At 46.7% G+C, this 22,718-nt stretch carries 18 protein-coding genes and 1 tRNA gene; 12 read left to right on the top strand and 7 right to left on the bottom strand.

The genetic code is table 11. From position 1 onward, the window contains the following. Positions 1 to 148 precede the first annotated feature (148 nt). Positions 149 to 3,157 (top strand): UPF0182 family protein, encoded by a 3,009-nt coding sequence (locus tag QUA13_RS07710; protein WP_333197762.1) that lies wholly within the window; start codon positions 149 to 151, stop codon positions 3,155 to 3,157. Positions 3,158 to 3,303: 146 nt separating this feature from the next. Here QUA13_RS07710 and QUA13_RS07705 read toward each other — a convergent pair whose 3' ends face one another. From QUA13_RS07705 to QUA13_RS07695, 3 genes are all read right to left on the bottom strand, one after another. After that, complete coding sequence (locus QUA13_RS07705; RefSeq protein ID WP_333197761.1) at positions 3,304 to 3,957, bottom strand: hypothetical protein; 654 nt, start codon at positions 3,955 to 3,957, stop codon at positions 3,304 to 3,306. A 228-nt stretch (positions 3,958 to 4,185) separates the two neighbouring features. Then, on the bottom strand, positions 4,186 to 5,136 hold the full coding sequence (locus tag QUA13_RS07700) for a PIN domain-containing protein (protein ID WP_172190888.1): 951 nt from the start codon (positions 5,134 to 5,136) through the stop codon (positions 4,186 to 4,188). 240 nt (positions 5,137 to 5,376) lie between these two features. Next, complete coding sequence (locus QUA13_RS07695) at positions 5,377 to 7,008, bottom strand: site-2 protease family protein (RefSeq protein ID WP_333197760.1); 1,632 nt, start codon at positions 7,006 to 7,008, stop codon at positions 5,377 to 5,379. Positions 7,009 to 7,179: 171 nt separating this feature from the next. On the opposite strand from QUA13_RS07695, the gene QUA13_RS07690 reads away from it, so the two are divergent. Together QUA13_RS07690 and QUA13_RS07685 are read left to right on the top strand one after the other, a co-directional pair. After that, the gene (locus QUA13_RS07690) at positions 7,180 to 7,353 is read left to right on the top strand and encodes a hypothetical protein (RefSeq protein ID WP_333197759.1); all 174 of its coding nucleotides are present in this window, start codon (positions 7,180 to 7,182) and stop codon (positions 7,351 to 7,353) included. Between the two features lie 248 nt (positions 7,354 to 7,601). After that, positions 7,602 to 8,747 (top strand): tyrosine-type recombinase/integrase, encoded by a 1,146-nt coding sequence (locus tag QUA13_RS07685; protein ID WP_333197758.1) that lies wholly within the window; start codon positions 7,602 to 7,604, stop codon positions 8,745 to 8,747. Between the two features lie 24 nt (positions 8,748 to 8,771). Here QUA13_RS07685 and QUA13_RS07680 read toward each other — a convergent pair whose 3' ends face one another. Beyond that, positions 8,772 to 9,017, bottom strand: a complete 246-nt coding sequence (locus QUA13_RS07680) for a hypothetical protein (protein WP_333197757.1) — start codon at positions 9,015 to 9,017, stop codon at positions 8,772 to 8,774. A 229-nt stretch (positions 9,018 to 9,246) separates the two neighbouring features. Here QUA13_RS07680 and QUA13_RS07675 point away from each other — a divergent pair, with 229 nt between their 5' ends. The 5 genes from QUA13_RS07675 (at position 9,247) to QUA13_RS07655 (ending at position 15,220) form a co-directional block, all read left to right on the top strand. Beyond that, positions 9,247 to 10,311: a site-specific integrase gene (locus QUA13_RS07675; protein ID WP_333197756.1), complete on the top strand. Its 1,065-nt coding sequence runs from the start codon at positions 9,247 to 9,249 to the stop codon at positions 10,309 to 10,311. 249 nt (positions 10,312 to 10,560) lie between these two features. After that, on the top strand, positions 10,561 to 10,971 hold the full coding sequence (locus QUA13_RS07670; RefSeq protein ID WP_333197755.1) for a hypothetical protein: 411 nt from the start codon (positions 10,561 to 10,563) through the stop codon (positions 10,969 to 10,971). A gap of 625 nt (positions 10,972 to 11,596) precedes the next feature. After that, positions 11,597 to 14,479, top strand: coding sequence for a DUF3987 domain-containing protein (locus tag QUA13_RS07665; protein WP_333197754.1), 2,883 nt, complete (start codon positions 11,597 to 11,599; stop codon positions 14,477 to 14,479). A 136-nt stretch (positions 14,480 to 14,615) separates the two neighbouring features. Beyond that, positions 14,616 to 14,912 (top strand): hypothetical protein, encoded by a 297-nt coding sequence (locus tag QUA13_RS07660; protein ID WP_333197753.1) that lies wholly within the window; start codon positions 14,616 to 14,618, stop codon positions 14,910 to 14,912. Positions 14,913 to 14,944: 32 nt separating this feature from the next. Next, positions 14,945 to 15,220, top strand: a complete 276-nt coding sequence (locus QUA13_RS07655; protein WP_333197752.1) for a flagellar alpha dynein — start codon at positions 14,945 to 14,947, stop codon at positions 15,218 to 15,220. Positions 15,221 to 15,391: 171 nt separating this feature from the next. Here QUA13_RS07655 and QUA13_RS07650 read toward each other — a convergent pair. Continuing rightward, a tRNA-Arg gene (locus tag QUA13_RS07650) sits at positions 15,392 to 15,465 on the bottom strand. A 940-nt stretch (positions 15,466 to 16,405) separates the two neighbouring features. On the opposite strand from QUA13_RS07650, the gene QUA13_RS07645 reads away from it, so the two are divergent. From QUA13_RS07645 to QUA13_RS07635, 3 genes are all read left to right on the top strand, one after another. After that, complete coding sequence (locus QUA13_RS07645; RefSeq protein WP_172190886.1) at positions 16,406 to 17,083, top strand: Npun_F0813 family protein; 678 nt, start codon at positions 16,406 to 16,408, stop codon at positions 17,081 to 17,083. Positions 17,084 to 17,622: 539 nt separating this feature from the next. Further along, a complete protein-coding gene (locus QUA13_RS07640) occupies positions 17,623 to 18,690 on the top strand; it encodes a hypothetical protein (RefSeq protein WP_333197751.1) in 1,068 nt (355 codons plus the stop codon). 154 nt (positions 18,691 to 18,844) lie between these two features. Continuing rightward, positions 18,845 to 19,840 (top strand): hypothetical protein, encoded by a 996-nt coding sequence (locus QUA13_RS07635; RefSeq protein WP_333197750.1) that lies wholly within the window; start codon positions 18,845 to 18,847, stop codon positions 19,838 to 19,840. On the opposite strand, the gene QUA13_RS07630 is transcribed toward QUA13_RS07635, so the two are convergent. Together QUA13_RS07630 and QUA13_RS07625 are read right to left on the bottom strand one after the other, a co-directional pair. Then, positions 19,837 to 20,112, bottom strand: a complete 276-nt coding sequence (locus tag QUA13_RS07630) for a lipopolysaccharide assembly protein LapA domain-containing protein (RefSeq protein ID WP_172190883.1) — start codon at positions 20,110 to 20,112, stop codon at positions 19,837 to 19,839. The two genes, QUA13_RS07635 and QUA13_RS07630, sit on opposite strands and share 4 nt — an antisense overlap. Positions 20,113 to 20,477: 365 nt before the next feature. Next, on the bottom strand, positions 20,478 to 21,911 hold the full coding sequence (locus tag QUA13_RS07625; RefSeq protein ID WP_333197749.1) for a phosphoglucomutase/phosphomannomutase family protein: 1,434 nt from the start codon (positions 21,909 to 21,911) through the stop codon (positions 20,478 to 20,480). A gap of 235 nt (positions 21,912 to 22,146) precedes the next feature. Between QUA13_RS07625 and QUA13_RS07620 the strand changes: the two genes are divergently transcribed. Beyond that, positions 22,147 to 22,290, top strand: coding sequence for a hypothetical protein (locus QUA13_RS07620; protein WP_333197747.1), 144 nt, complete (start codon positions 22,147 to 22,149; stop codon positions 22,288 to 22,290). Positions 22,291 to 22,718: the final 428 nt, after the last annotated feature.

Genomic DNA, 22,718 nt, shown 5'->3' with positions numbered 1-22,718 from the left:
GTCATATTATGTCCGGTCAATTACCATGAATAAAAATGCCTCTAACCCTTGCGGCAAAAGCATCATTCGGGAGGGTAAATTGCTCGAACCTGATATCAGTTATCATTCAACCAATAACTAATGACTAATAACTAATGACTAATAACTAATGACTAATAGGCGAATTTATCAAATAATCCTACTGATTGCGGGGGTATGGCTGGTTTTTGAATTTGCCTCCCGCATTGCGGCAGAAATTCTGTGGTTTCAGGAAGTTGGATATCTTCAAGTTTATTTGTTAAAGCTGAAAACTCAAGGGTTGCTGGGGGCGATCGCAATTGCTGTTTCTTCTGCCTTTTTATTCGGAAATTTGGCTTTAGCCCGCCGCCTGCAGCATCCCACAGAGAAAATGAAATCGCCGGTTGCGGGCGCCCTATTCGCTTCACTGAGGGCGAACAAAACGGGGAAGAATTACGAATTACCAGTTGCTAAATCTCAAATTACCTTTTCCTGGCTGCTGTTGGCGGTATTCGGATTGAGTTCGATCGCAACTTTCACAGTAATTCACTGCGGGCTGTTAGCTGCAAATAGCCTCACTTATTTTGGTATAGCTGACAAGTTGCCTGCACCGTCGGTGCAATTGGGAATACAGTCAATCCAGCAAATAGGGGTGCACCTATTTTCTCGCTGGTGGGAGTTGGGATTGCTGCTGGGGACAATGTTAGCTGTAGCAATTAAGCCTGATTTTTGCCTGCGGGCGATCGCCCTTTTTCTCAGTTTGGCGATCGGGCTGATTGCCGCCAGTCGCTGGACAAACGTTTTGCAATATTTGAACCCTACTAATTTTAACACAACCGACCCTCTTTTTAATCAAAATATTAGCTTTTATGTATTTATTTTGCCAATCTTAGAGTTGCTAGGCTTGTGGCTGACAGTTGTATTTTTGTACAGTTTAGTATCTTGTGCTTTAACATATTTGCTGTCGAGAAATAGCCTGAGTCAAGGGATATTTTTGGGGTTTTCTCCCTCGCAGCAGCGGCATTTGTACGGCTTGGGTGCAGCTTTAATGCTAGCCGCCGCATTCCGCTACTGGCTGGGGCGCTACGCATTGCTGTATTCGCGGGGAGACGTTAGTTACGGGGCAAATTATGCTGACGTGACGGTGCGGCTGCCCTGTTATGAATTTTTGAGTATTTTGGCGGGGGCGATCGCACTTTTGATGCTGTGCCAGGTTTGCCAAATCAAAATTAACAATGAACTCATAAAAAAAATTATTTTAGCATGGCTAAGTTTAAGTTTTTTGGGTAGTTGGCTGCTGCCAACGATTGTGCAGCAACTCCTAGTTAAACCCAACGAACTAGCACGAGAACAGCCGTACATCCAGCACAGCATTGCCTTTACTCAAGAAGCCTTTGACCTCAAACAAATTGAAATAAAAACTTTCGATCCGGTCGGAAAACTTACTTATTCCGACTTAGAAAAAAATAAACTTACTATTAGCAACATCCGGCTGTGGGACAAACTACCGCTGCTACAAACCAACCGACAGTTACAGCAAATCAGACCCTATTATACATTCCCTGATGCCGATATCGATCGCTACACAATCAAAAATGAAAAAACAAAAAATGGAGATGCGGAAAGCCAACAAGTGCTTCTGGCAGCGCGGGAATTAGATTACACAGCAGTTGTCCCCGAAGCTCAAACTTGGGTGAACGAACACCTGGTTTACACTCACGGTTACGGCTTTACTCTTTCTCCCGTAAATACAGTCGGTGTCGGCGGTTTACCCGATTATTTGGTCAAAGATATTGGAGTTGCAGCCCAGAAAGGAGAGACTGCTTTGGAAATAACGAGCGATCGAATTCGGGCCAGTATTCCGATCGGCTACCCGCGAATTTACTACGGCGAAGTAACCGATGCAGACGCGATGACAGCCACAAAAGTCAAAGAATTCGACTATCCCAGCGGCGAAGACAATGTTTACAATACTTACAGCGGTAGGGGCGGAATTGCGATCGGCTCTATGTGGCGGCGCTGGCTGTTTGCTAATTATCTCAAAAATTGGCAAATGGCGCTGACCCGCAATTTTACGCCAGAAACTAAATTGCTGTACCGCCGAAATATTAACAAAAGAGTCCGGGCAATAGCTCCTTTTTTGCGCTACGATTCCGACCCGTATTTAGTAGTAGCAGACGCCAATCTTAGCAAAGATGATATAGAAAAAGAAAAGGATGAAAATGGCAATGAGATTAAGGCTTCACCCTCGGCAACTGATAAATCTCCCAACTATCTTTACTGGATTATCGATGCCTATACAGCCAGCGATCGCTATCCGTATTCTGACCCGGGAAATCATGAGTTTAACTACATCCGCAACTCCGTTAAAGTAGTGATTGATGCCTACAACGGGTCTGTTGACTTCTACGTTGCCTATCCCTCCGACCCCATTATTAACAGTTGGATTGCTATTTTTCCCGGACTCTTCAAGCCCCTTGACAAAATGCCTCCGGCTCTGCGCAAACATATCAGATATCCAGTAGATTTGTTGAGCATTCAATCGGAACGCTTGCTAACTTATCATATGGAAGACCCGCAAGTATTTTACAATCGGGAGGATTTGTGGCGAGTTCCCAACGAAATTTATGGCAGCGAACAGCAGCCCGTAGAACCGTATTATTTAATTACGAAACTGCCAACGGAAACAGCAGAAGAATTTATTTTGCTGCTCCCATTTACACCAGTAAGCCGCAACAATTTAATTGCTTGGATTGCAGGGCGATCGGATGGTAGCGATTACGGAAAATTGCTGCTGTATCTGTTTCCCAAGCAGCGATTAGTTTACGGCCCGGAACAAATAGAAGCTTTAATTAACCAAGATCCTGTTATTTCAGAACAAATATCTCTCTGGAATCGCCAGGGTTCCAAAGCAAATCAAGGAAACTTATTAGTAATTCCGATTGAACAATCTTTACTGTATGTGGAACCTCTTTATTTAGAAGCCGAGCGCAATAGTTTGCCAACTTTAGTCAGAGTTATTGCTGTCTACGAAAACCGCATCGTCATGGCAGAAAATCTTAATTTGGCACTCAAGGCACTTTTTCAGGCAACATCTACCAATAAACCCGCAATTGTGCGACCTGTAGAAGGAACTAAACCAGCTTTAAAGAGTGAATGAACCGCAAAGGACGCTCTTGACGCAGAGAGAAGATACAGCGAAAATATAAGAGAAAGAGAGAAATTTATTTAGGTTTATGGGTCTGAGATTATTTACATCCACCTGTTTCACTAGGGCATTGCTCATGTAAATTACTGAGATTTCTGTTAGTTAGCAGCCTTGATCTCCTGCCACCAAACATAGACATATGGCCACATCAATATCTCATCTCGTCCAGGCTCTAGTTTCACTGTCACTTCATAACGGTCAATATGCGTGAGTTCGCCAGTTTTGCCATTCAAATACAATTGTTTGGGATTGTCGGTGAGAATTTCTACCCTTTGATTCAACAGCGGAAGCATCTGGGTAGAAGAACCCTGAAACGGATTTTTGCCTTTGAGCACATAGCTGCCCATCAAAGATAAGTACATTGAAGCTAGAAAAAATACTGTACATAAACCCACAATTACCAGTGTTTTTTGTTGTGAAAAACTGGTATAAACGCTCGCATATCCTACGCTCATAGTTCCAAAAAACAACAAATTTGGCAGGTACAGCCCATCTTCCAGAAACACGCTACCAAAAAATATGAGGGCTACCTGAAAACCAAATAATGCAGCCACCCAACTCCACCCAGTTAGCAACGATGCAGATAGTAACCAATTCATTGCTACAGTGAGGGCGATCGCCATTACTATTGCCCCAAGTGGTGCTGCATAATCGTACTGTCTGAAGGGAAGAAGAACAAAAAATACTAAAGCATAAGCAAAACCCGCAAAAGCCAGTGCTAATCCACTAATTATTTGGTTCCAGTTCAGCATGACGAGGGATTTTTGGAGCGGTAAAGTAAAGCGTTCATCTTCTCTTCTGATAGTAGCCGTTGAAAATTCTCAGCGGACTAAGGGCAGCAACTCTAATCGTAGGGTGCGCCACGAGTAGCTTAACGCTATATTTAGGGGAGCGAACCAATTTGTTAGCCTCGCGTGCTATCCCAGTTTCCAAAGGCAGAAGTCAGCCGGATCTGAAGGTAGAATTTTCAGAAAACCAGATTATTTAGGGTCGATCGACTTAACAAATTGTTGCACAGGCTGCGGTAGAGCCGGCACAAAAGTCTTTCTAAAACCCTTAACATCGAACACTCGCCACAAAATACCCACCGCTACCGTCAAGAAAAATAACGCTCCCAAAAAATTGAACGCACTAGACAGGAAACCGCTGTTCCTTTTTGGCGGAGGTGTAATATGTTTCAGCCGATATACAGCCGGCTCGTAATCTCTGGACTCCTCGCGACTGCGGGACGGCGTTTTGGGGCGGGAACTCGCACTGCGCATCTCAGTCAAACCCGTTTTATGAGTTTTACTAAAACTGCTGGACGACTTCAATTCAGAAGCGCCACGCGTCCCCGTTAAGTTGCTAGCAGAAGCCCCCGTTTGGCCTACCGCAGCCTCCTGAATTCTGCTGTTAGAGCGCTGAGTCGATTTGCGATCGGCGAGGCTGCGCATCAAACTTTGCAATTGCTGAGTCGCCGCCGGCGGGCGTTCCCCTTTCCTCGCCCAATTTAACAGCATCGCCCCGGTAATCCCGCAGAGATTCGCAGCCCCCACAGAAGCCAGCCGCTTCAGCAGAGGCTGGCTGTTGGACACAAAAATCACCAAAGTGTCGGGGTGTTCCTGAGCCAAACCGTAAACGCACTGAGCCGTGGCTACCACGAGCATTGCTGGTTTGCTTTGATTTTTGATCGAAGGTTCCAGAGCTCGGTGTGTTTCCTGAGCGTCAGTTGCAATCCAGCCGCTGTCGGCAAAAAAGCGCATAAACTCTCTAGCTACTTGCTCTTGAGCTTTTTCCACCGCTTGCCCTGTCAGACGATCTATTTCGTCGTACACTACTTCCGGGATATAGCAAGTTCCCACCTTGGCATATTCTTGCCAAACTTGAGTTCTGCCAGCCATTAAAACATCTGCATCAAAAGTTACCAATACAGGAGGAAGTTGATTAGCCATGACTTTATCCTATAGGCTCAGATAAGTTATTTAAACTCGATCTATCAAGTTTAAACAACTTTTGGGTTATAAAAAAATCAACTTTTGGTAATAGATAAATTGCCCAGGGCGGGGATCTTAATTGGAAATTAGTAGTTAGGAACCCGATCGCCCGAATTTCCCCAGTTCGATCGCTCAATTCCTATATTCCACTAATTTACCGCAACCCAAGAGCCTATTACCAAAGACGCGCGGCTACTGTTAGTTCCCGATTCCCAGACGGCCCGCCAAAGCCGGAGTCAACGGCAACAGCGCAGCAATCATCAAGAACAAAGCTAGCAAACCCAAAGCCGCGCGAGCGTCGTCAGGCTCAGTTAGCTCGTTGAGGCTCGGCCGCTCCAGATTCCGCTGTAAAATCAGAATCACGATCGCCCAATACAGAGCCAAAGGATTAACTAAAGAAGCGATCGCCAGCACCACAAACGTCGCCAAAGTAGCGCGACTTGCTATTTTCCGACCGTAGATGGCTTGCACGATTCTACCCCCGTCCAACTGTCCCGCCGGCATCAAATTAATCGCTGTTATTACCAAGCCCAACCAACCGATAACTACCAGCGGGTGAACGTCAACAATCTGCTGCTGCAAGGCCGAACCCAAAACCACTTTTGCCAAAGTTCCCACCAAAACCGAGCCCTTGAAAAATTCTGCGGGAATTTGAAACAAACTGCCGGGGTGAGACAGAAGCAAACCCGTTACCAGCATTAGCAGAGAAACTATTCCCCCAGCGGCTGACCCGGCAAAAGCGATGTCAAACAAAACTTTACGGTTGGGCAGCAGCGACTCAAAACGGTCGATCGCTCCAAAACAACCTATCTGCAAAGTTGGTATAAAAAACGGCCAACTCAAGCCAACTTTGTACCGATTTGCCAGCACTCGGCGAGCGATTTCGCTAGAGCCTAAAACCGCCCAAATTCCGGCGGCAATTGGCAGAACTTCTAGATATCTAGTCGGCGAGTTAAAGAAATCGAAACCTAGCAGCAAACCGCCTGTCTCTAAGCTAGTAGCAATTGTTGCCAGCAGCAGCACGACTGCTAGAATTTTTTGAGATACGGTAGTTGGCTGCGGGTCGTTGGTGCTGGGCAAGATAATAACTACTGGCTTGTCGTCCTGATTTTCTACTAAAAATAGGCGGTAGCGATCGTTTAATCTTTCTTCCAAACTTGCCGTCAAACGTGAGTGTACTTGTTCTGGATCTCCCCGGAGATTGCCTTTCAAGATTACCCCATCTTGATAGGGAATCGTGTCTGTGGCAAAGAAAGTATCAATTCCAAAGATGCCTTTAATTGCCTTGAGGTCTTCAACTGGAACGGGAATTATTTCTGATTCATTATTCGCAGGTGACGAGGTGACGATCTTAATGGTTTCTGGGCCTGGTGGTCGCTGCGACTCAGGGGCCGAGAAAGCATCGCTTTGCGACTTTACCTCAGCAGCATCGGGGGGCGATCGCAGCACTGCATCGGATGCAGCCTTACGCAATTGCCGGCCCAGATAAATGTACAATCCCGTGGATGCCACCAGCAGCAACAATACCGCAACTAGATTGAGGTAAATCCCGGCGGCGAATAAACCAAAGAACAGCAACCAGGGACTCATCAGCGCAACTGACTGCAACCAAGCCAAAATTCCCAGTTTGCCAAAAGGTCTGGCGCGATAAAATCCCCAACCCAGAATTCCCAGAGCAACTAATACGAGCGCAATTGTTGCCGTATTTTCCGATGCAACTATAGGCATTCCGGCTGCTTGCGCGAGTAGGGGCTCTAATCGGTCGATCGCGCTGCGGTCGAGTAATAGCATTAAATTTTGGGGAATATGAAATAGAGTTGTTGGGAACATATCCAAACCTGTCGGAAACTAGCCTGATTACTAAGGATAACCCCTGAGGGCTAATCGACCTACAACCTGCTGCTGGTGCTGTTTGAACATCGCAGGCTCTAGGCTATTGACACAATAGACTTGTTATGATACCACATCGGCTATGGCAAACATACACTCAGAAGGGTAGCAGTGTCGATCGCCCGCTTGCGGGAAGATGAGCCCTGGTTTGGCAGGCGGGGCTTTTTGAAGGATTTGTTTGGGATGCTCGAAGCCGAAACAAATCCGAAACAAATAAGATTTCAACCGCTCTCTCCTTTTCGGGAAAAAAGTGCTGAAACCGTTGATATCATTAAGTTTGTGTAACGGGTACGGCAGGACTTGAACCTGCGGCTCGCTGCTTAGAAGGCAGTAGCGTCAAATTATTGTATTACCCTGTGCGTAAGTCTTTCAACCTTTAGTCACGCCAAACCAAACCAAGATGCACAACAAATGCACAACAAATGCACAACATTTTGATATTGTAGGCCTGTAGAGTTGAGGGCGCAATCGTGCAAATAAACCAATCTCAGCGTCGGAGAAAGGGGACTGTAGGAGTGATGGCAAGCCGAGGTATGCTACGTCTTCATTTGCCCCGCGAGCTTTATTCCGGCAAAAATACGTTTCTGTATATCGGTCTGGCGGACACTTTGGAAAACCGGGCGATCGCAGAATGCAAGGCTAAGCAGATTGAGCTTGACATCCTCACAGGGACGTTTGACCCAAATGATTTAAGCAAATACAAGCCTGTCCAACCCCACAAACACAGCAATCTGGTACAGGCTAAATTTGGGACACCAGGTCTGACACTGCAAGATTTGTGGGACAAATATTTAAACTACAAGCAGAACACGCTCAAGCCAAAGTCTTTGCACTACTTGCAGACTACGTTGGGGCGACACATAGCCAAGTGTCCTTCGGATATTCTGCAAGCGCTAGAAGTTCGCGAAGTTCTTTTAGGGACAACAACGGGGGACATGACTAAGCGCATTCTCACCCACTTAAATGCTGCTGTTAATTGGGGTATCAAGCACAGGTTGATTACTTTGCCTGTTAGTCCCTACAAAGATATGGCTAATGATTTGCCTAAGTACAACTGGCAAAACGACCCCGCCCCTAATGGTTTTGTCACTGAAGAAAAGACGCTGGTGCTACAAGCTTTTGAGTCTCACAAAAATAAGCCCGGACACTGCTACCACACATACTACCCATTGGTAAAGTTTTGGTTTTTAACGGGTTGCCGTCCTAGCGAAGCTATTGGTTTGACTTGGGGGAATATCTCACCAGACTGTTCTTACGTTTTGTTCAACGGCAGTATTCAGTTCATTGAGGGGAAAGCTGTTGAGAGTAAGGGCAGTAAAAATAATAAACACCGAAAATTCCCTTGCAATAATGAGTTGAAAGAATTTTTGGTGTCAATTAAGCCAAAACAGTTTGATTCTAAAGAATTGGTTTTCTCTTCTCCAACTGGGGAGGCAATCAACTACAGCAATTTTTCTCAAAGAGCTTGGCACAAGATAGTTGTACCTATCACTGACAAGACGCGGGAACCTGGTTACAAGCTTACTACCCCATATTCTTGTCGCGATACTTTTATTAGCGAACAATTAGCGCAAGGTATCCCATCTGCGGTAATTGCTCGCTGGTGTGATACGTTGGAAAGTATTATTAATTCCCACTATTTAGACAACAAAATTTTGGAGCATTTACGCCCGCTTTGATGTTGTTAATATGTTGATTCTAGTTTAGGCTGTAGCAGAACGGTTCAGCGGTTCAGCGTCTGGTTTAGGCGGTTCGGCTCTCAGTAAACCACTTCCAGAAGTGCTTCTTACTTCCAGCGGAACCGTGGAAATTTCAGTTAAAGTTTGCGATCGTGCGTTCCTTGGAAGTGAGGAAGTGGTAGCGGAAGTATTGATATTGCGTACTTCTACCACTTCCGATGGCACTTCCAGCACTTCCTCCCAGGAAGTAGTAGACGAAGTAACTTTCACTTCCACTTCTCTTGACAGGTTTGAGCAAAGCTGCGATCGTAAATGGTGAGGAAGATTGATGCGCGGTAACCCGGTGCTTGTAACACCAGATTAACCACGGCTTCCCCAAATCGTTATTTCCCAACGTTTGGAGCTAAATTATTATGCCAATTTTGGTGCGACCCTCCCAAGGGCAGTCGCAACTCTTAATCATTTCCGACGCTAGCAGTATTGCTACTGGAGGTCGGAAATGATGACAGATGTTCAGCACGACATAGCCCAAATGATAGAGCTAGCCAAAATCCAAGCTCAAACCATTAACGAACAGCAAAAGCTACTGGTTGCAGCCTTAGCAGGTCTTAACAAAGTCAGCCAGTCAGTAAGCTGTCAACCACTTAATTTGTTGGGGACTTGGGACAAATACATCGATTTCAAAAAAGCGTCAGTTAGCCCGTCTTACCTGGCTCACCAATTACAAGCGACCAGAAATCATTTGGCGAAACTTTCTAATTTGCCGGAAATGGATGCAGTCGCGGTTCGTGATTGGGCGATGGCACATTTGACAGTCGATTCGGCGAAGCGATTAATCTCTCAACTCTCTACCTGTTATGACTGGGCAAAAAACAGCAAGCTGATTGACGTTAACCCTTTTGCCCACATGGCTTCAGAGATAAAACTTCCTCGCTCTAAAAAAACTGACACCGGGGACAGGGAGATAGAACCTTTTACCGCAACCGAGCGAGACTCAATCATTGAAGCATTCAAAACGAATCGGTTTTGCCATCCTTTCACGTCAAGGAATCATCTGCACAGTAACTATGCAGCTTACGTGCAGTTCCTTTTTTACACAGGATGCCGCCCCAGCGAGGCGATCGGCTTGCAGTGGAAAAACGTTGACATCAATAAGCAGACTGTCCTTTTTCGAGAAGCTGTAGTTCAGTCACCGGGAGGACGAATTCGCAAAGAAGGGTTGAAAACGCAATCATTTCGCAGGTTTAAGATTAACGGTCAACTGCACCAAATACTTGAGGACATCAAACCATTAAGCCGTAATTCTGATAGTTTGGTTTTTCCCGCTGCCGAAGGCGGCTTCATTGTTCAGGATAATTTTCGTAAGAGAGTTTGGAAGAAGATTTTACAAGGTTTAGAGCTTGAGTATCGCGTCCCTTACCAGACTCGCCATACCTTTATCACTCTTTGCCTGGACAAAGGGATTGATGCAAAAGATATAGCGCAGTGGGTAGGTAATAGCCCAGAGATTATTTACAAACACTACGCGGGCAGCAGGCACAATTTACAGGTTCCAGAAATCTAAAGCTACCACTAAACCAGAAAAATATAGTAGTTAATAATGATTTGTTAGCTGCTATATTTGCCGTTTTTGTTAATATTATTTGTCCTGAAATTCTGCCTAAAACTTTACAATTCACCCCTTGACACAGTAGCCAAAAACCTGCAACGTAGAGACAAGGAAGATTGATGCGCGGTAACCCGGTGCTTGTAACACCAGATTAACCACGGCTTCCCCAAATCGTTATTTCCCAACGTTTGGAGCTAAATTATTATGTCATTTTCAGGACGCTTGTCTAGTGCAGACTTGCAAACTTCCGCATTTTCGCGTCGCAGTATGCTGGGAAAACTTTTTGCAACTGCTGTGACAACGGCAGCGGTGAAGCGATCGACTGATTCTGAAGCTCCCAAAAAATATCCGCTGCCCAAGTTCAATATTGGTGACTTGATAGCGAGTGACTGGGAGTATGACGAAGATGACCAAGCTGACGGTGCCCCCGAAGTTGCTACTGATTTTGGTGAGATTTTAGGTATGCGATGGCTGCCAGAACGTGAATCGGGTTTAGATGCTAAGACCTGGGTATATTTTGTCTGCTGGTCGCACAGCACCATCGGCGCTTCTTCTTGCTACCCCTGCTATGACGGGGAACCGAGCAGGGAGTGCGACTTGAGATTGGTTAGCTAGTTTTACACCCTAGCGTTTGACGTGGGCCGGGAGGGGCTGGTGGCTTGTGGTCTGCCTCCCGGCCGCGACCTACCGGAGCGAGTAATACCCGGTATAACCAAAATAAAAAAGCAGATAGGTGACGTAGAAAAAGAGCGTGGACTTGTGCAACCCTATAGGGTTTGACGGGTAGCCCTAATGCTACTTTTCTGCACTTCGATCGCAGGATAGTAACAGCTCGCAAACTACAGGCAGATCGCACGCATGGTTTTGGGGAACCCTATAGGGTTGTCGGTCATTCTCGCAGCTACTTTTTCATCGGATTGCAATCAGAGAGAGTGTTGTAGAATCGTGTTACGCGCTCTTTTCCGAAGTGATTCCCTGATCTACGGCTTGATGTGGGGGAGTAAGGAGGCGCATATGACAAGAGTGGGAGCCGAAGCCGTTGATAGCAATCGCCCTCCTTGTCTACCCGCTTTAGTCTCCTAACCCTCTAGCTGCAATCGGGGTAGGCGACTAGAGCCAGTCGCCTATATTTAACCCAATGGCTTAAAACTATACACAACGCAAAAAACCGCTCTCTCTCTGTTTTGGCGACGAAGAAGAACGGCTTTTGCTCAAACTCGCGTAGGGCGAGCTAAATTCCATGTACGACAATTCTACTCCCAACAACGAGCAAACTTCAAGCACTCGTGGAAATCTTGTCCGTGTAACCAAATCCAATCCTTGTCCGCACTGTGGCAAGCCTGACTGGTGCTACTTTATCGGCGAGCTTTCAGTCTGCAGCCGTGAACAACCGCCCGCTGTCGGCTGGGAAGCAACCTCGAAAGCAGACAAAGACGGCCACGTTTTTTACGCCCGCCCGCAAGAAAAAAAAGCAATCCGTCCCCGCCAGACTCGCCACTGGGAATATCCCGCCCGAGACGGTTCCCCACTTATCCGCGTTACACGATTCGATGACGGGAAAGGTGGCAAGAATGGTAAGGGTGATGCTGATTGGAGCCAGCAGAGCTGGGGTAAGTGTAAGAGTTCTCGGCAAATTGGCTGGATAGGAGGCACTGAGGGAATAGCGCGTGAAAGTATCCCTGTTTATTGCTACGCCGAAGTTAGAAAGGCGATCGCAAATAATGAGCTTATTTTCATTGCTGAGGGTGAAGATAATGTGGACAGATTGCGGGCGCTAGGTTTTGCCGCTACCTGCAATATCGGTGGCTCTGGAAAATGGCGAAGCTCTGACACAAGCGATTTACAGGGTGCAAAGGTTGTGATTGTTCCCGACCGTGACGAACCGGGAATCAAACACGCTGAACTATTTCATCAACAATTCCCCGACGCGCTCTGGCTGTACCCATACCCAAACTCCAAAGCTTGGGAAAATTTGCCAAAGAGTAAAGGGTTAGATATTGCTGACTGGATTGAACAACACCAAATAACGGCTGAGGATATCAGAGCGGCGATCGGAGAGAAGAAAGTCTTTGAGGTTCCCCGGCAGGCACAAAAAGTTGTAAGTCATCCAAAATTTGAAGCTCGCGAACTTTCAGAGCTCAAAACCGAAGTCCATCAACTGCTGGAGAAAAATCTCAAACGTTCCGACCTGACGGTTGCGATCACAACTCTTTCTCAAAAATACGGGAGGCAACCACAAGAAATTCGCTCGCTGTACTCAGAGCTGGAAGAGGAGCTAGAGCAAGAAGCTCAGAAGGAAGATACGAGGATTGGAGTAGAACAATTACTCGCGTCAAAAGCTGCGAGCGTTAAGCTTTCCGAGATTTTCCCAGAATCTTTGGCCGCTCCGATCGAGATAGTGGCAAAGCGGATGAATCTTAAGCCTGAGTGCTACGCGCTAGCGCTGATTTGTGGGAGTTTAAGATTCCTGAAGAATGGCAGCAGCACCATGCTGGTAGAGGAATGGAATCGATACCGCTGTCGCACTTTCGGCTACTTCGGGGCGCTGATTGCCGAGAGTTCTCAAATGAAAACCCCAGTATTGAATGCCATGATTTCAGACCCGTTAGCGGCTATGCGGGCAAAGTGTCAAGAGAGGTTTGATGCCGAGAAAAAAGCCCACGCAGAAGAACTCGACAGTTGGAAAAGTAGCAACGACAAAGACAAGGGCCCCATGCCCGAGCCACCTGTAGAAAAGATTGTCTACATAACAAAGGCAACTTGGGAGGGGATAGCTGGCATGGTCGGTCGAAATCCTATCCAAGGAATACTTTGGCTTTGTGACGAACTCGCAGGATTTTTCAATTCAGCTAACCAGTACCGGGGAGGTAAAGGAAGCGACAAAGAGGACTTACTTGAAGCCTGGAGCGGGAACGGTGCGGTAATAGCTCGAGCTGCTGGCACTACGGTCAATGTGGGGGCAGTATCGCTTTCTATCTATGGCAATATTCAACCCAAGGTTTTGGAACCTTTTCTGGGGGATGGCAATGACAGTAACGGAACCTTTGCTCGATTCGACTTCGTACAGCAACCCCCGGCGCTAACTCAGATAACCTTGGGCTTGCCTTCAATAGACATAAATCCGATGTTGCAAGCGCTCTACGAAAGGATGGACGCTAACCCGGTGATGCAGTTTGACTTGGAAGAGGACGCTAAAAAGTTATTCGTTGACTACTACAACCACTGCCAGCGATTGAAGTTTGAACATCCCAAGCAAGGAATGCGGGCAATGCTTGGTAAGGCTGCTGAGAAGGTCGGCCGTGTCGCTACGATATTGCACTGCATCCATGCTGCTCATTTAGGGATTGAGCCTTCCAAAAGAATTCCTGTTGCCCAAGTAGCAGCCGCCATCAAGTGGGTGGAATATACGACGCAGCAAGCTTTGAGCATCAATCTTGAGGTTTGCAGCCCTAACGCTCTCGAAAGCAATTTGGTCAAAATCATGGAGTTAACAAAGGACAGAGGCGGAACTGTATCGGGGCGAGAGATTAGTAAGTCCTTTAACGCAAAGTATCGGCCCAGTTCGCAAAAAATACGAGAGTGGTTGGATGAATTAGTGGAGATGAAGTACGGAGAGATTACAACCAAAGGGCAAAATATTTTGTTTTCTCTCACAGAAACGTCCTCAGTGTCCCCAGTAGGCTGGAAAGCAAACACAGTAACGGTTACAGGTGGGGACACAGCCGTCCCCACTGTGTCCCCATCGTCCCCATTAAATACTGTTTTGCCTGATTCATTAGAGACAACTGGGGACAACTGGGGACGTACTGGGGACACTAACGTCCCCACCCTTAAATCTTTACAGAGTAATGGTTTAAGCCTTACTGGGGACACTGGGGACGTTTTTAACACTTGCCTAGAAACTTCTCAACCCCCAAGTTCACAACGTACTACACCGCCCAAAACTGTAAAGGCTGAGAAAGGACTCCGAGTCCGTTACGTCGGTACAAAGTACGCCGAACAGTTAGCGGGTCTAGAGTTGGTGGTGGATGCGATCGACAAGTACAGGCAGATTACTTGCGTAAAGCCCGACGGAAGTTTTACCACATGGCTTGACCCTAAAGACTTGGAAGTCGCCGACTGACCACTGATGACTGATGGCTGAATCCCATCCCCCTTAATTGGGGGGATTTTTATGTCTACAAATTTTGTCTACAATATGTTGACAGTGTAGACAGTTGTCGGTTATTGTAGACAAATGCTGTATACAGGTGTCTACAATGAGTCAAAGTCAAGTCGTATCGTTCAGGGCTTCCGGTCATTTCTTGAACTGGATAGAAGCTCAAAGACTAGAGGGGGAGTCGGTTAGTCAAGCTGCACAGCGCATTCTCAGGGAAGTCTCAGGCACGTCTACAATGTCTACAGATTTGTCTACACAAAACAATAACAGCGTCGTGTCTACAGATTTGTCTACAACTGTGGCAGAAACTGTAGACAAGGCTGTAGCCGATCGCCTTGACCCCGTGATGGAGCGGATGGCCGTCATTGAGGAACGGCTGGGAAAATTGAGTGCCTGAGTGACGGCAACGATGAATCACTCAGGCAGGAATTGAAAGCAGCCAACAAGCAGCTTGCAGAATGGGATGCAGAACTGAATCAGTTACACAAGCGCAACGGCGATTTAGGACTGAAGGTGCAGATGCTGGAGCAAGAACTCAAGGAAGTGCGGGGCGATCGGGAGGAAATTAGAAACTCGGTTTCGACCGTCGCAGAATTCCCAGAGCCGGCCGACTTGCTCAACCAGTTAAAAGCGCGGCGTAAAAAGTCGAGGGCGGACTTGGCTGACGTGGAGACGTTCTTGGAAATATTAGGCTCAGAGAGTTAACCCGTGTCTACCGACAGGATGCCGGGATACCACCTGTCTCAGACAGGCAATTGTTGTGCATTTGTCTTGCACAACAATTGCACAACAAACGCACAACAAATAAGGTTTGAGCCGCTCTCTCCTTTTCGGTAAAGAACGGCTCAAAGCATTGATGTTATTAGGTTTTATTAACGGGTACGGCAGGACTTGAACCTGCGGCTCGCTGCTTAGAAGGCAGCTACTCTATCCAACTGAGTTACGCACCCAACTCAAAAATTGCTAACAAGATTATTGTATCGGTGCAGTGTGCGATCGAGCAAGTAAATAATGTTATGACTTTCGCATAAACCGGTTTGATGTACGAAAATACGGGGTGGAGCGCCAGGGATCGGGAAAAAAACCAAGGTGATGAGAGTGCTTGTGCGTCCAAGAGTGTATCGGACAAAAGCTGAAGCGGCTCACCTGCAAACTGCACAATTGTAAATTTACAATCAAAACTAGGTACGGCGTGAACTAATGTCAGGTATTTAGAGGTCGAGTTAAAACCCAAATATTTTGTCGATCGGATATCTCCAGAAAATAAGACCGGGTTCAGACATGATAAGAGTCACAGGTGCTTTTTCGGAGATGTAGATCTGTTATGTTAACATCCGATAGTGGTAAAGCCTAAAACGCTGACCGCATTAGCGAAAAACCAGAGATCGTCCCCTGATTTTAGGCATGAGTTGAGCCATAATGACTAATTTGCTGATATTTAGTTATGTTTCCTAACATTGTGCTCGACTTGATATTTGATAAAAATGTGGTAGAACTAGGATTGAAAGACTCAGGTGAAAATCCTTGATGCTATGGAGCCTGTATATAAGCTTCCTGTACGGCATTAAAGCAAAAGAGTCAATCGACCGCTCGGCACGAGCGCGAAAATCAAGCGTTGCCAGTACAGCAGTTGTAAATTGTGGGCGGGCGATTTTCATTCGTGCATTGATTGATACCCCAAGGCTGAGAGACAATCTCAGCTTAGATACTTGTTAGCATTGGTTAGCAAAAAAGTATCGGAACGCTTGAGGAGAGCACCATCTCTGGGTGATCGGGAGCAATCCTGCTAATTTAAGTGGACTCGCGGAATCAAGAATCCCCTCGCCTTTAGGCATGGGGAGTGTCAAAAGCACAGCACCTCGGCCATGACAGGAGTCAAATCGCAGTGTCATGTTTATTCTGAAACGGCAGGATGTTGAAATAACCAATTTTCAACACCCAAAACGGGATCAACAAATTCCCATTCTCAATTATCAGGGGCAGACTTTTCGCCTAATCAGCGCCTTCAACGGCAAGCAAGCAGAAGACGCCAGAGCCTTGTGGCGGGACTTAACCGACAACCGAGGCAAAGCCTGTGTTCTGCTAGAAGAGCCGGATCGATATAGCGTCTGGGGAAAAGTCCGTTTAGATCAGCTTGCCGGTGAAGAACCGGCAGGTAATGAAGCAGCAGCCAAAGCACCGCTGTTCGCGCAGGGTTGTCTGCTGCTCCTCCAAGCTGTTTACTTCGATGTAGAAGACCTCTTAGGTGCAAGGCAAGCCGCATCGTTTCAGAAAGATATCGCCAAGGTATTTCAGCAGGGAAACTTCCCCCAGGCAGACTCCGCTGATGCGATCAAAAATTGGCTAACCGTTAGTCCATTGCAAAATCACAAGGCGCCCCCTTGGCAAGAGCAGCATCTCAAGACCTTATTGCAAGAACTCCACCGTTTGGGTAAATCATACTTTGGCGATACGGGCTTCGCTGAGGGAGTGAGCGATGTGCTGCAAGATATGCCAGCAGCGGATCGCACTCAGTTTATAGATTGGCTGAAACAATCAGCCCTCAACAAGTTGTGGATCGCAGCATAAAAGATCTTTGACAATTGCTCAGACAATTGGGCCCAGATAATTGCACTGTAGTGGGTACGCGATATACAGGTTGGATTACCAACTTGTATTAAGCAACCAAATTGTTGAGTCGTTTTGGAAGCCAGTTAATGTCTGGCAATTTAACTAAATTTCGCTCGCTCGCACTCCCCCACCCATAATCATTGATAGGAGTCGGGGAGTGCGGAAGTAAAAAAACAGATACAGCAACATTTGAGGGTATAATTTCTGAGATAGATTTGGTACTGTAAAAGCCTTAATGGTTGAGACATATACCGTATTTCTATCATTTATTTCCGGGCAAAAGATCGACTAACGACTAATTCCTTGAATTAGTAAATAGATATTATTCTTGCTTAGTCTTTCTAGAGTGTAGGAGGGCAAAAGTCCCAAGGACACACTGAGGACGCCAGTTTTTCCGGGAGCGTCAGACAAAGGTTCTGTTGCGAAAGAATCCTCATCTACAATCAAAGATTGAGATGGGGTGCGTTCAACCGCTAGTTATGTCTCGTGGAATCCCTATGAGTAGCACTTCAGAAAAGTCATCTACATCTTCATCTTTACTGTCAGCTCAGACCCTAGTAATTGCGGGCATTGTCTGGGCTGTAATGGCGCTGCTGTTCTTTTTGCTGTTCAGCGTCCCCTTCTCAGCAGAAGAGGGTTTACCTCTTTGGTACTCGATCGGCACTTATATTTTTGAATGCGGAGCATTCTTAGGAGCTACTTTAGTCTGTTTTAGAAACTGGCAAAGCCCGCACATGGTCAGCGGGCGCAACGTCTGGCTGGGCATTGGTCTGGGGATGCTGTTCTATTTCATCGCCAACGTGCTGTTCGGGATTTGGGAACTCTATTTCGAGTTAGACCCGGACGTGTCTCCAGCAGATGCGTTTTATCTGGGCAGCTATGTGGTACTGATCGGGGGCATGGTTCTAGCTGTGACTTCCAAGCGCCTGAATCTAGAAATTTGGCAGTGGGGTTTGTTAGCGGGAATTGCAGCCTTCGGGATTGCTGTAGCTATCTGGGTTGCTGCACCTGACTCTTGGAGGGCACAGCTAGGAATGGCTCCCCCAGCCACTCAGGAAGTAGCGACAGAATCTGCACCAGCAACCGCGGCCACAGGAAGAGCGCCTGCTTTGGACAATTCGTCCAAGTTACAAGCAAAAGGAGCAGCAGCGACTGATGCTGAATCAGCATCCGCAGAAGAAGAAGAAGCAGCAGCAGAAACCAAAGCTCCCGCATGGGTGATGGCACTTGACAAGCAACTGTCGCCTCACAAAAATGCAATCAATTTGTTTTACATCGTCGGGGACGTTTTTCTGCTGATTATTGCTACTGCACTGCTGCTGGCGTTTTGGGGAGGACGTTTTTCCCAATCTTGGAGGATGATTGCGGCTGCAACTTTTTCGCTTTACATCGCAGATATGTACTTTAAATGGCGCGATACTCAGGCTGAGGGTGCTTATCAAAGTGGCAGTTTGCTGGAAGTCTTTTTTGTTTTCAGCGGCATCCTGTTCGGGATTGGAGCTATCTTGGAACATGACATCTCAACCCGTTCTCGCCAGAACAGGCGCAGTCGTCGCGCAGCGTAGCGATTTGAGATTCGAGTTGCTTTGGCAAGCGATGGAGACGCGAAAGCTTTTTTGCCCTTGTCGGCATCTCCGATCTTGAAATCGAAGATGAAAAATCACAGTTCGCTGACTGCTAGCCTGCGTCTTTTCACGTCTTTTTGCTGGAAAACTTGGCATGACGCCTACAAAACTCTCCGATTCAGACAAACGGGAACTCATCAGGCTGTACCGACAGTCAAACGAGAATACTATCACTCTGGCAAAGCGCTACGGAGTGAGCAGTTCGACTGTGAGGCGCATCATTCAGGGGGCTTTGTCGGAGCCGGAATACGAATTTCTCGTTCAGCAAAAACAAAAGCGTTTGTCCGATCGCACAAATGTTTCTGAACCGACAGAGGCTACTACTGAGTCGTCGGCCGATCGCGAAACCGATCCTGTAGGTGTCCCCCTGTCGGAGTCAGTCCCAGTCCCGCAGTCAGCCTCAAATTCGAGACCGACGATCCGAAAGCGTTCGGGATCTGCCCCTGAACCAGTTGCAGAACTCGAATTTCGAGGAAATTTAGAGTCTGATTTGGATGTTTCTGATTTGCCAGATGCCCAGGCAGCCAATCTTGGCGATCAAAGCCACCGCGCTGTTGTGACTGGTGAATTAAAGGCAATGCTGCCAGCAGAAGGGCTGCTGGCAGGTGAAGATTTTAGCGATTTTGAGGAAGATGAGGAGGAGGATGAAGATGATTTAGATGATGACTTCGACGAAGATTTAGATGATGAAGACTCTCTGTTTGAAGGCAGTCTGCTGGGTTCAAGATCGTCGGGCGAGTCGATCGAGCTTCGGGCTACAGGGCTGATTCAAGTTTTGCCTTTAAGCGAAGCATCTCTTCCCAAAATTTGTTATTTGGTGGTCGATCGGGCAGCGGAGTTAATCACCAGACCTCTAAAAGCTTTTGGCGAACTGGGTCAAATTCCGGCAGCGGAGATTCGCGAGAAAACCCTGGCAGTGTTTGACAATCACCGAGTGGCCCGCCGATTTGCTACTCGCAATCAAAGGGTTTTCAAGATTCCTGACAGCAGTATGCTGCAAAAAGCGGCGCCTTATTTGCTAGCTAAGGGAATTACTCGGTTGCTGATTGACGGTCAGGTATATTCCCTCGAAGGGATCAAATCTACTTAATATTGTACGGTGTCGGATTCTTCTGGATTTGCCTGAAATTTAGGACGCGAGTTTTGGGAATCTGAAAGGTTCCACAGCGGTTGCAGTAGCGCACCTCCGATCAGTCCTGCACTCATGCTGATTGCCAATACTATTCCTACTGGCATTTGTATCGATTTAAAAAAGATAAAGTTTAAGGATACTGGGGCGGCGTTCTGCACAGAGATAATGCCGATCGCGCTTGCTAAAATTGCTACTAAAAAACTAATGGCGAGCAGAGGAATTGTTTTCATAAACGGGTTTACAGGCTAATAATTTAACTTATATACTTGTTTTATAATCTAAATCTGTGTAAAAATTTTAGTTTTGCAAACAGCCCACTAGATAAAAGCATACAATAAGATTAGGAAAAAGTCAAGTAGATGCGGAAAAGATTGAGTATTTTTTATCAACTAAAAGTCAAACAAACATAAATAAATTTACACATACCAAACTTACACAAATCCAAGTGTATTGCAAATATATAACTGGCCCAGCATTATTGATGATGAATGTTCAGAGGCTTTATAAGATTTATAAAAAATATGTAAGGTGCGCATTGCGCACCTTACAATCTCAAGCGGTAGGAGAAAAACCCCGGGTTGGAATAGGTAGAAATTTAAACAGGTTCTAGCTGGGAAATTACCTTTTCCATGTATTGGGCAACTTGGGTTTCTTTTTCCACAGAATTTGTTTCCATGTAAACGCGCATTAAGGGTTCAGTTCCCGAAGGGCGCAGCAGTACCCAGCCGCCGTCTTCCAGATAAAGTTTAATCCCGTCTTTGCGGCCGATTTCCTTAACACCAATACCTGCTACTTCTGTGGGGGGATTCTTGGTAAAAGATTCCAAAACGGCTGCTTTGTGGGCGTCATCTAGGTGCAAGTCCAAGCGTTTGTTGTACAGGGGGCCGTCGGCTTCTTTAATGGCTTCTTCGACTAGCTGAGAAAGCGGTTTTCCTTCATAGGCGATCGCCTCGGCAACTAGCATATCAGCCAAAATCCCGTCTTTTTCGGGAATGTGACCCAAAACGCTCAAACCGCCAGATTCTTCGCCACCGATGAGCACCGCTGTTTCCCGCATTTTTTCGCCGATGTATTTAAAGCCGACTGCGGTTTCGTAGATTGTTAAACCGTACTTGGCGGCCAAATTGTCTAGCAAGTGGGTAGTTGCGACGGTACGGACGATCGCCCCAGTCAAGCCTTTATTCTTAACTAAGTGACGCGCCAGCAGCAACAGCACGGTATTTGGAGTCAAGACATTTCCCAACTCGTCAACAATACCAAAACGATCGCTGTCGCCATCGGTAGCCAAACCCAAATCGGCCGAATCCTTCTTAACAGCTTCCACCAACTCGACTAACTGTTCGCCCTTGGGCTCGGGCATTCCGCCGCCAAACAGCACGTCGCGGTAGGTGTGAAAACTTTCGACATCGCAGCCGCAGTGTTCCAAAACGCCGTCGAGGTAGCCGCGAGAAGTCGAGTAGAGAGCGTCGTACTTTACCTTCAACTTAGCAGAGCGAATCCGCTCCACATCGATCAAAGTATAAAGAAACTTGAGATATTCGGGTTTCGGGTCAAAACTGGAGATTTTATCGTTGTGGCTGCCTTTGGCTGGGGCATCAGAAGCACCAGCAATATTGGCCACAATTGTATCAGTAATTTCCGGGGTTGCCGGGCCCGCGTAGTCGGGGATGTATTTGATGCCGCAGTAAGGTGCGGGATTGTGCGAAGCCGTGAACATCAGGGCTCCTGCGGAGTTTAGATGCTTGGCGCTGTAAGCAATGACTGGTGTGGGGCAATCTCGATCGACTACTTTCACCGTCCATCCCAAATCTGCCAATACTTCCGCTGCGGTGCGGGCGAACTCGTCTGCCAGAAAGCGGGTATCGTAGGAGACTAGAACTGGGCGGTCTTTGGTGTAAGCGGTTTCTAGGTAACTGGCGATCGCCCGGGTGACTTTTCGCACGTTGGCAAAAGTAAAGTCATGGGCAATCAGTCCCCGCCACCCATCGGTTCCGAACTTAATTTCTGTTGAATTGCTGCTAGCGCTCATTTTATCCACTTCCTCTCGTCCTACTAATCCTACCCGAAGGCATAGCCTTAAAGAGCTAGTGGCCGTGGTGTTTTTGAGTAGCGAGCGCCCGTGGGGTCTCATCAACCTAATCCTATCGTTGTAGGGCAGGCTTCCGCCTGTGGCAAAGGGATCGAACCAGTCAGAGGGCAAAATGTGGGAGCGATGGGGCGAGGCACTCGCTAATTCCGTTTTTGAAAGGTAGTTTGCCGATCGAATGGAGGGCGATCCATTGCGGGCGATCGCAGAATCTAAAAAACTGATCGCAAAAAACCGCGCTGGCAATGGCATTAACGAAATGCACACAAATCTGATTATCATCTCAAATTTAATTTTTTATTTAGAAAAGCTGACTGTTTAATGTGTTAGGGTTTCCTAACAATCGCCTGACTCAAAATACATTTGTAATTCAGGTAGGGAAATAAATTAACCAAAGTCACCGCTCGATCGTGCTGTAAGCTAGCTTCTTTAAGAAATTAGGGCGATCGACCTAAGCTATCCTAAACAAAGATAAAGTATTTCAAGCAACAGTTTTTTTGAGGCAGACTTGACTTTAATTCTCAGGTTTTAAGACCAATTAAATTTATTTGTAGCCCTCTTTATAGGTCAACAAAATAAATTAAGGTCACGATCACAGGGTGAGGGTGATCCATCGCACAATAAATAGCGTTATTAACGTGCAGCTTGTAAAAGATGCAGGCAGTAGAGCCAAATGGCTTATATATTTAAGCATAATGGTAGATGACTGTCAGCGTACAAATGTAGAAGATTGCAGTTAACAACGTTGTT

Origin of the sequence: Microcoleus sp. S28C3, from assembly GCF_036700785.1 — a bacterium.
GTDB classification, from domain to species: Bacteria; Cyanobacteriota; Cyanobacteriia; order Cyanobacteriales; family Microcoleaceae; genus Microcoleus; species Microcoleus asticus.
This window is presented reverse-complemented; position numbering and strand designations above follow the sequence as displayed.

What these genes read in the sequence shown, in the direction of transcription:
- QUA13_RS07630 (WP_172190883.1), bottom strand. Translation starts at nt 20,112, where the DNA reads ATGAAAACAATTCCTCTGCTCGCCATTAGTTTTTTAGTAGCAATTTTA.
- QUA13_RS07660 (WP_333197753.1), top strand. Translation starts at nt 14,616, where the DNA reads ATGAGTCAAAGTCAAGTCGTATCGTTCAGGGCTTCCGGTCATTTCTTG.
- QUA13_RS07620 (WP_333197747.1), top strand. Translation starts at nt 22,147, where the DNA reads ATGGAGGGCGATCCATTGCGGGCGATCGCAGAATCTAAAAAACTGATC.
- QUA13_RS07625 (WP_333197749.1), bottom strand. Translation starts at nt 21,911, where the DNA reads ATGAGCGCTAGCAGCAATTCAACAGAAATTAAGTTCGGAACCGATGGG.
- QUA13_RS07695 (WP_333197760.1), bottom strand. Translation starts at nt 7,008, where the DNA reads ATGTTCCCAACAACTCTATTTCATATTCCCCAAAATTTAATGCTATTA.
- QUA13_RS07645 (WP_172190886.1), top strand. Translation starts at nt 16,406, where the DNA reads ATGTTTATTCTGAAACGGCAGGATGTTGAAATAACCAATTTTCAACAC.
- QUA13_RS07635 (WP_333197750.1), top strand. Translation starts at nt 18,845, where the DNA reads ATGACGCCTACAAAACTCTCCGATTCAGACAAACGGGAACTCATCAGG.
- QUA13_RS07705 (WP_333197761.1), bottom strand. Translation starts at nt 3,957, where the DNA reads ATGCTGAACTGGAACCAAATAATTAGTGGATTAGCACTGGCTTTTGCG.
- QUA13_RS07685 (WP_333197758.1), top strand. Translation starts at nt 7,602, where the DNA reads ATGCTACGTCTTCATTTGCCCCGCGAGCTTTATTCCGGCAAAAATACG.
- QUA13_RS07665 (WP_333197754.1), top strand. Translation starts at nt 11,597, where the DNA reads ATGTACGACAATTCTACTCCCAACAACGAGCAAACTTCAAGCACTCGT.
- QUA13_RS07640 (WP_333197751.1), top strand. Translation starts at nt 17,623, where the DNA reads ATGAGTAGCACTTCAGAAAAGTCATCTACATCTTCATCTTTACTGTCA.
- QUA13_RS07710 (WP_333197762.1), top strand. Translation starts at nt 149, where the DNA reads ATGACTAATAGGCGAATTTATCAAATAATCCTACTGATTGCGGGGGTA.
- QUA13_RS07670 (WP_333197755.1), top strand. Translation starts at nt 10,561, where the DNA reads ATGTCATTTTCAGGACGCTTGTCTAGTGCAGACTTGCAAACTTCCGCA.
- QUA13_RS07675 (WP_333197756.1), top strand. Translation starts at nt 9,247, where the DNA reads ATGATGACAGATGTTCAGCACGACATAGCCCAAATGATAGAGCTAGCC.
- QUA13_RS07700 (WP_172190888.1), bottom strand. Translation starts at nt 5,136, where the DNA reads ATGGCTAATCAACTTCCTCCTGTATTGGTAACTTTTGATGCAGATGTT.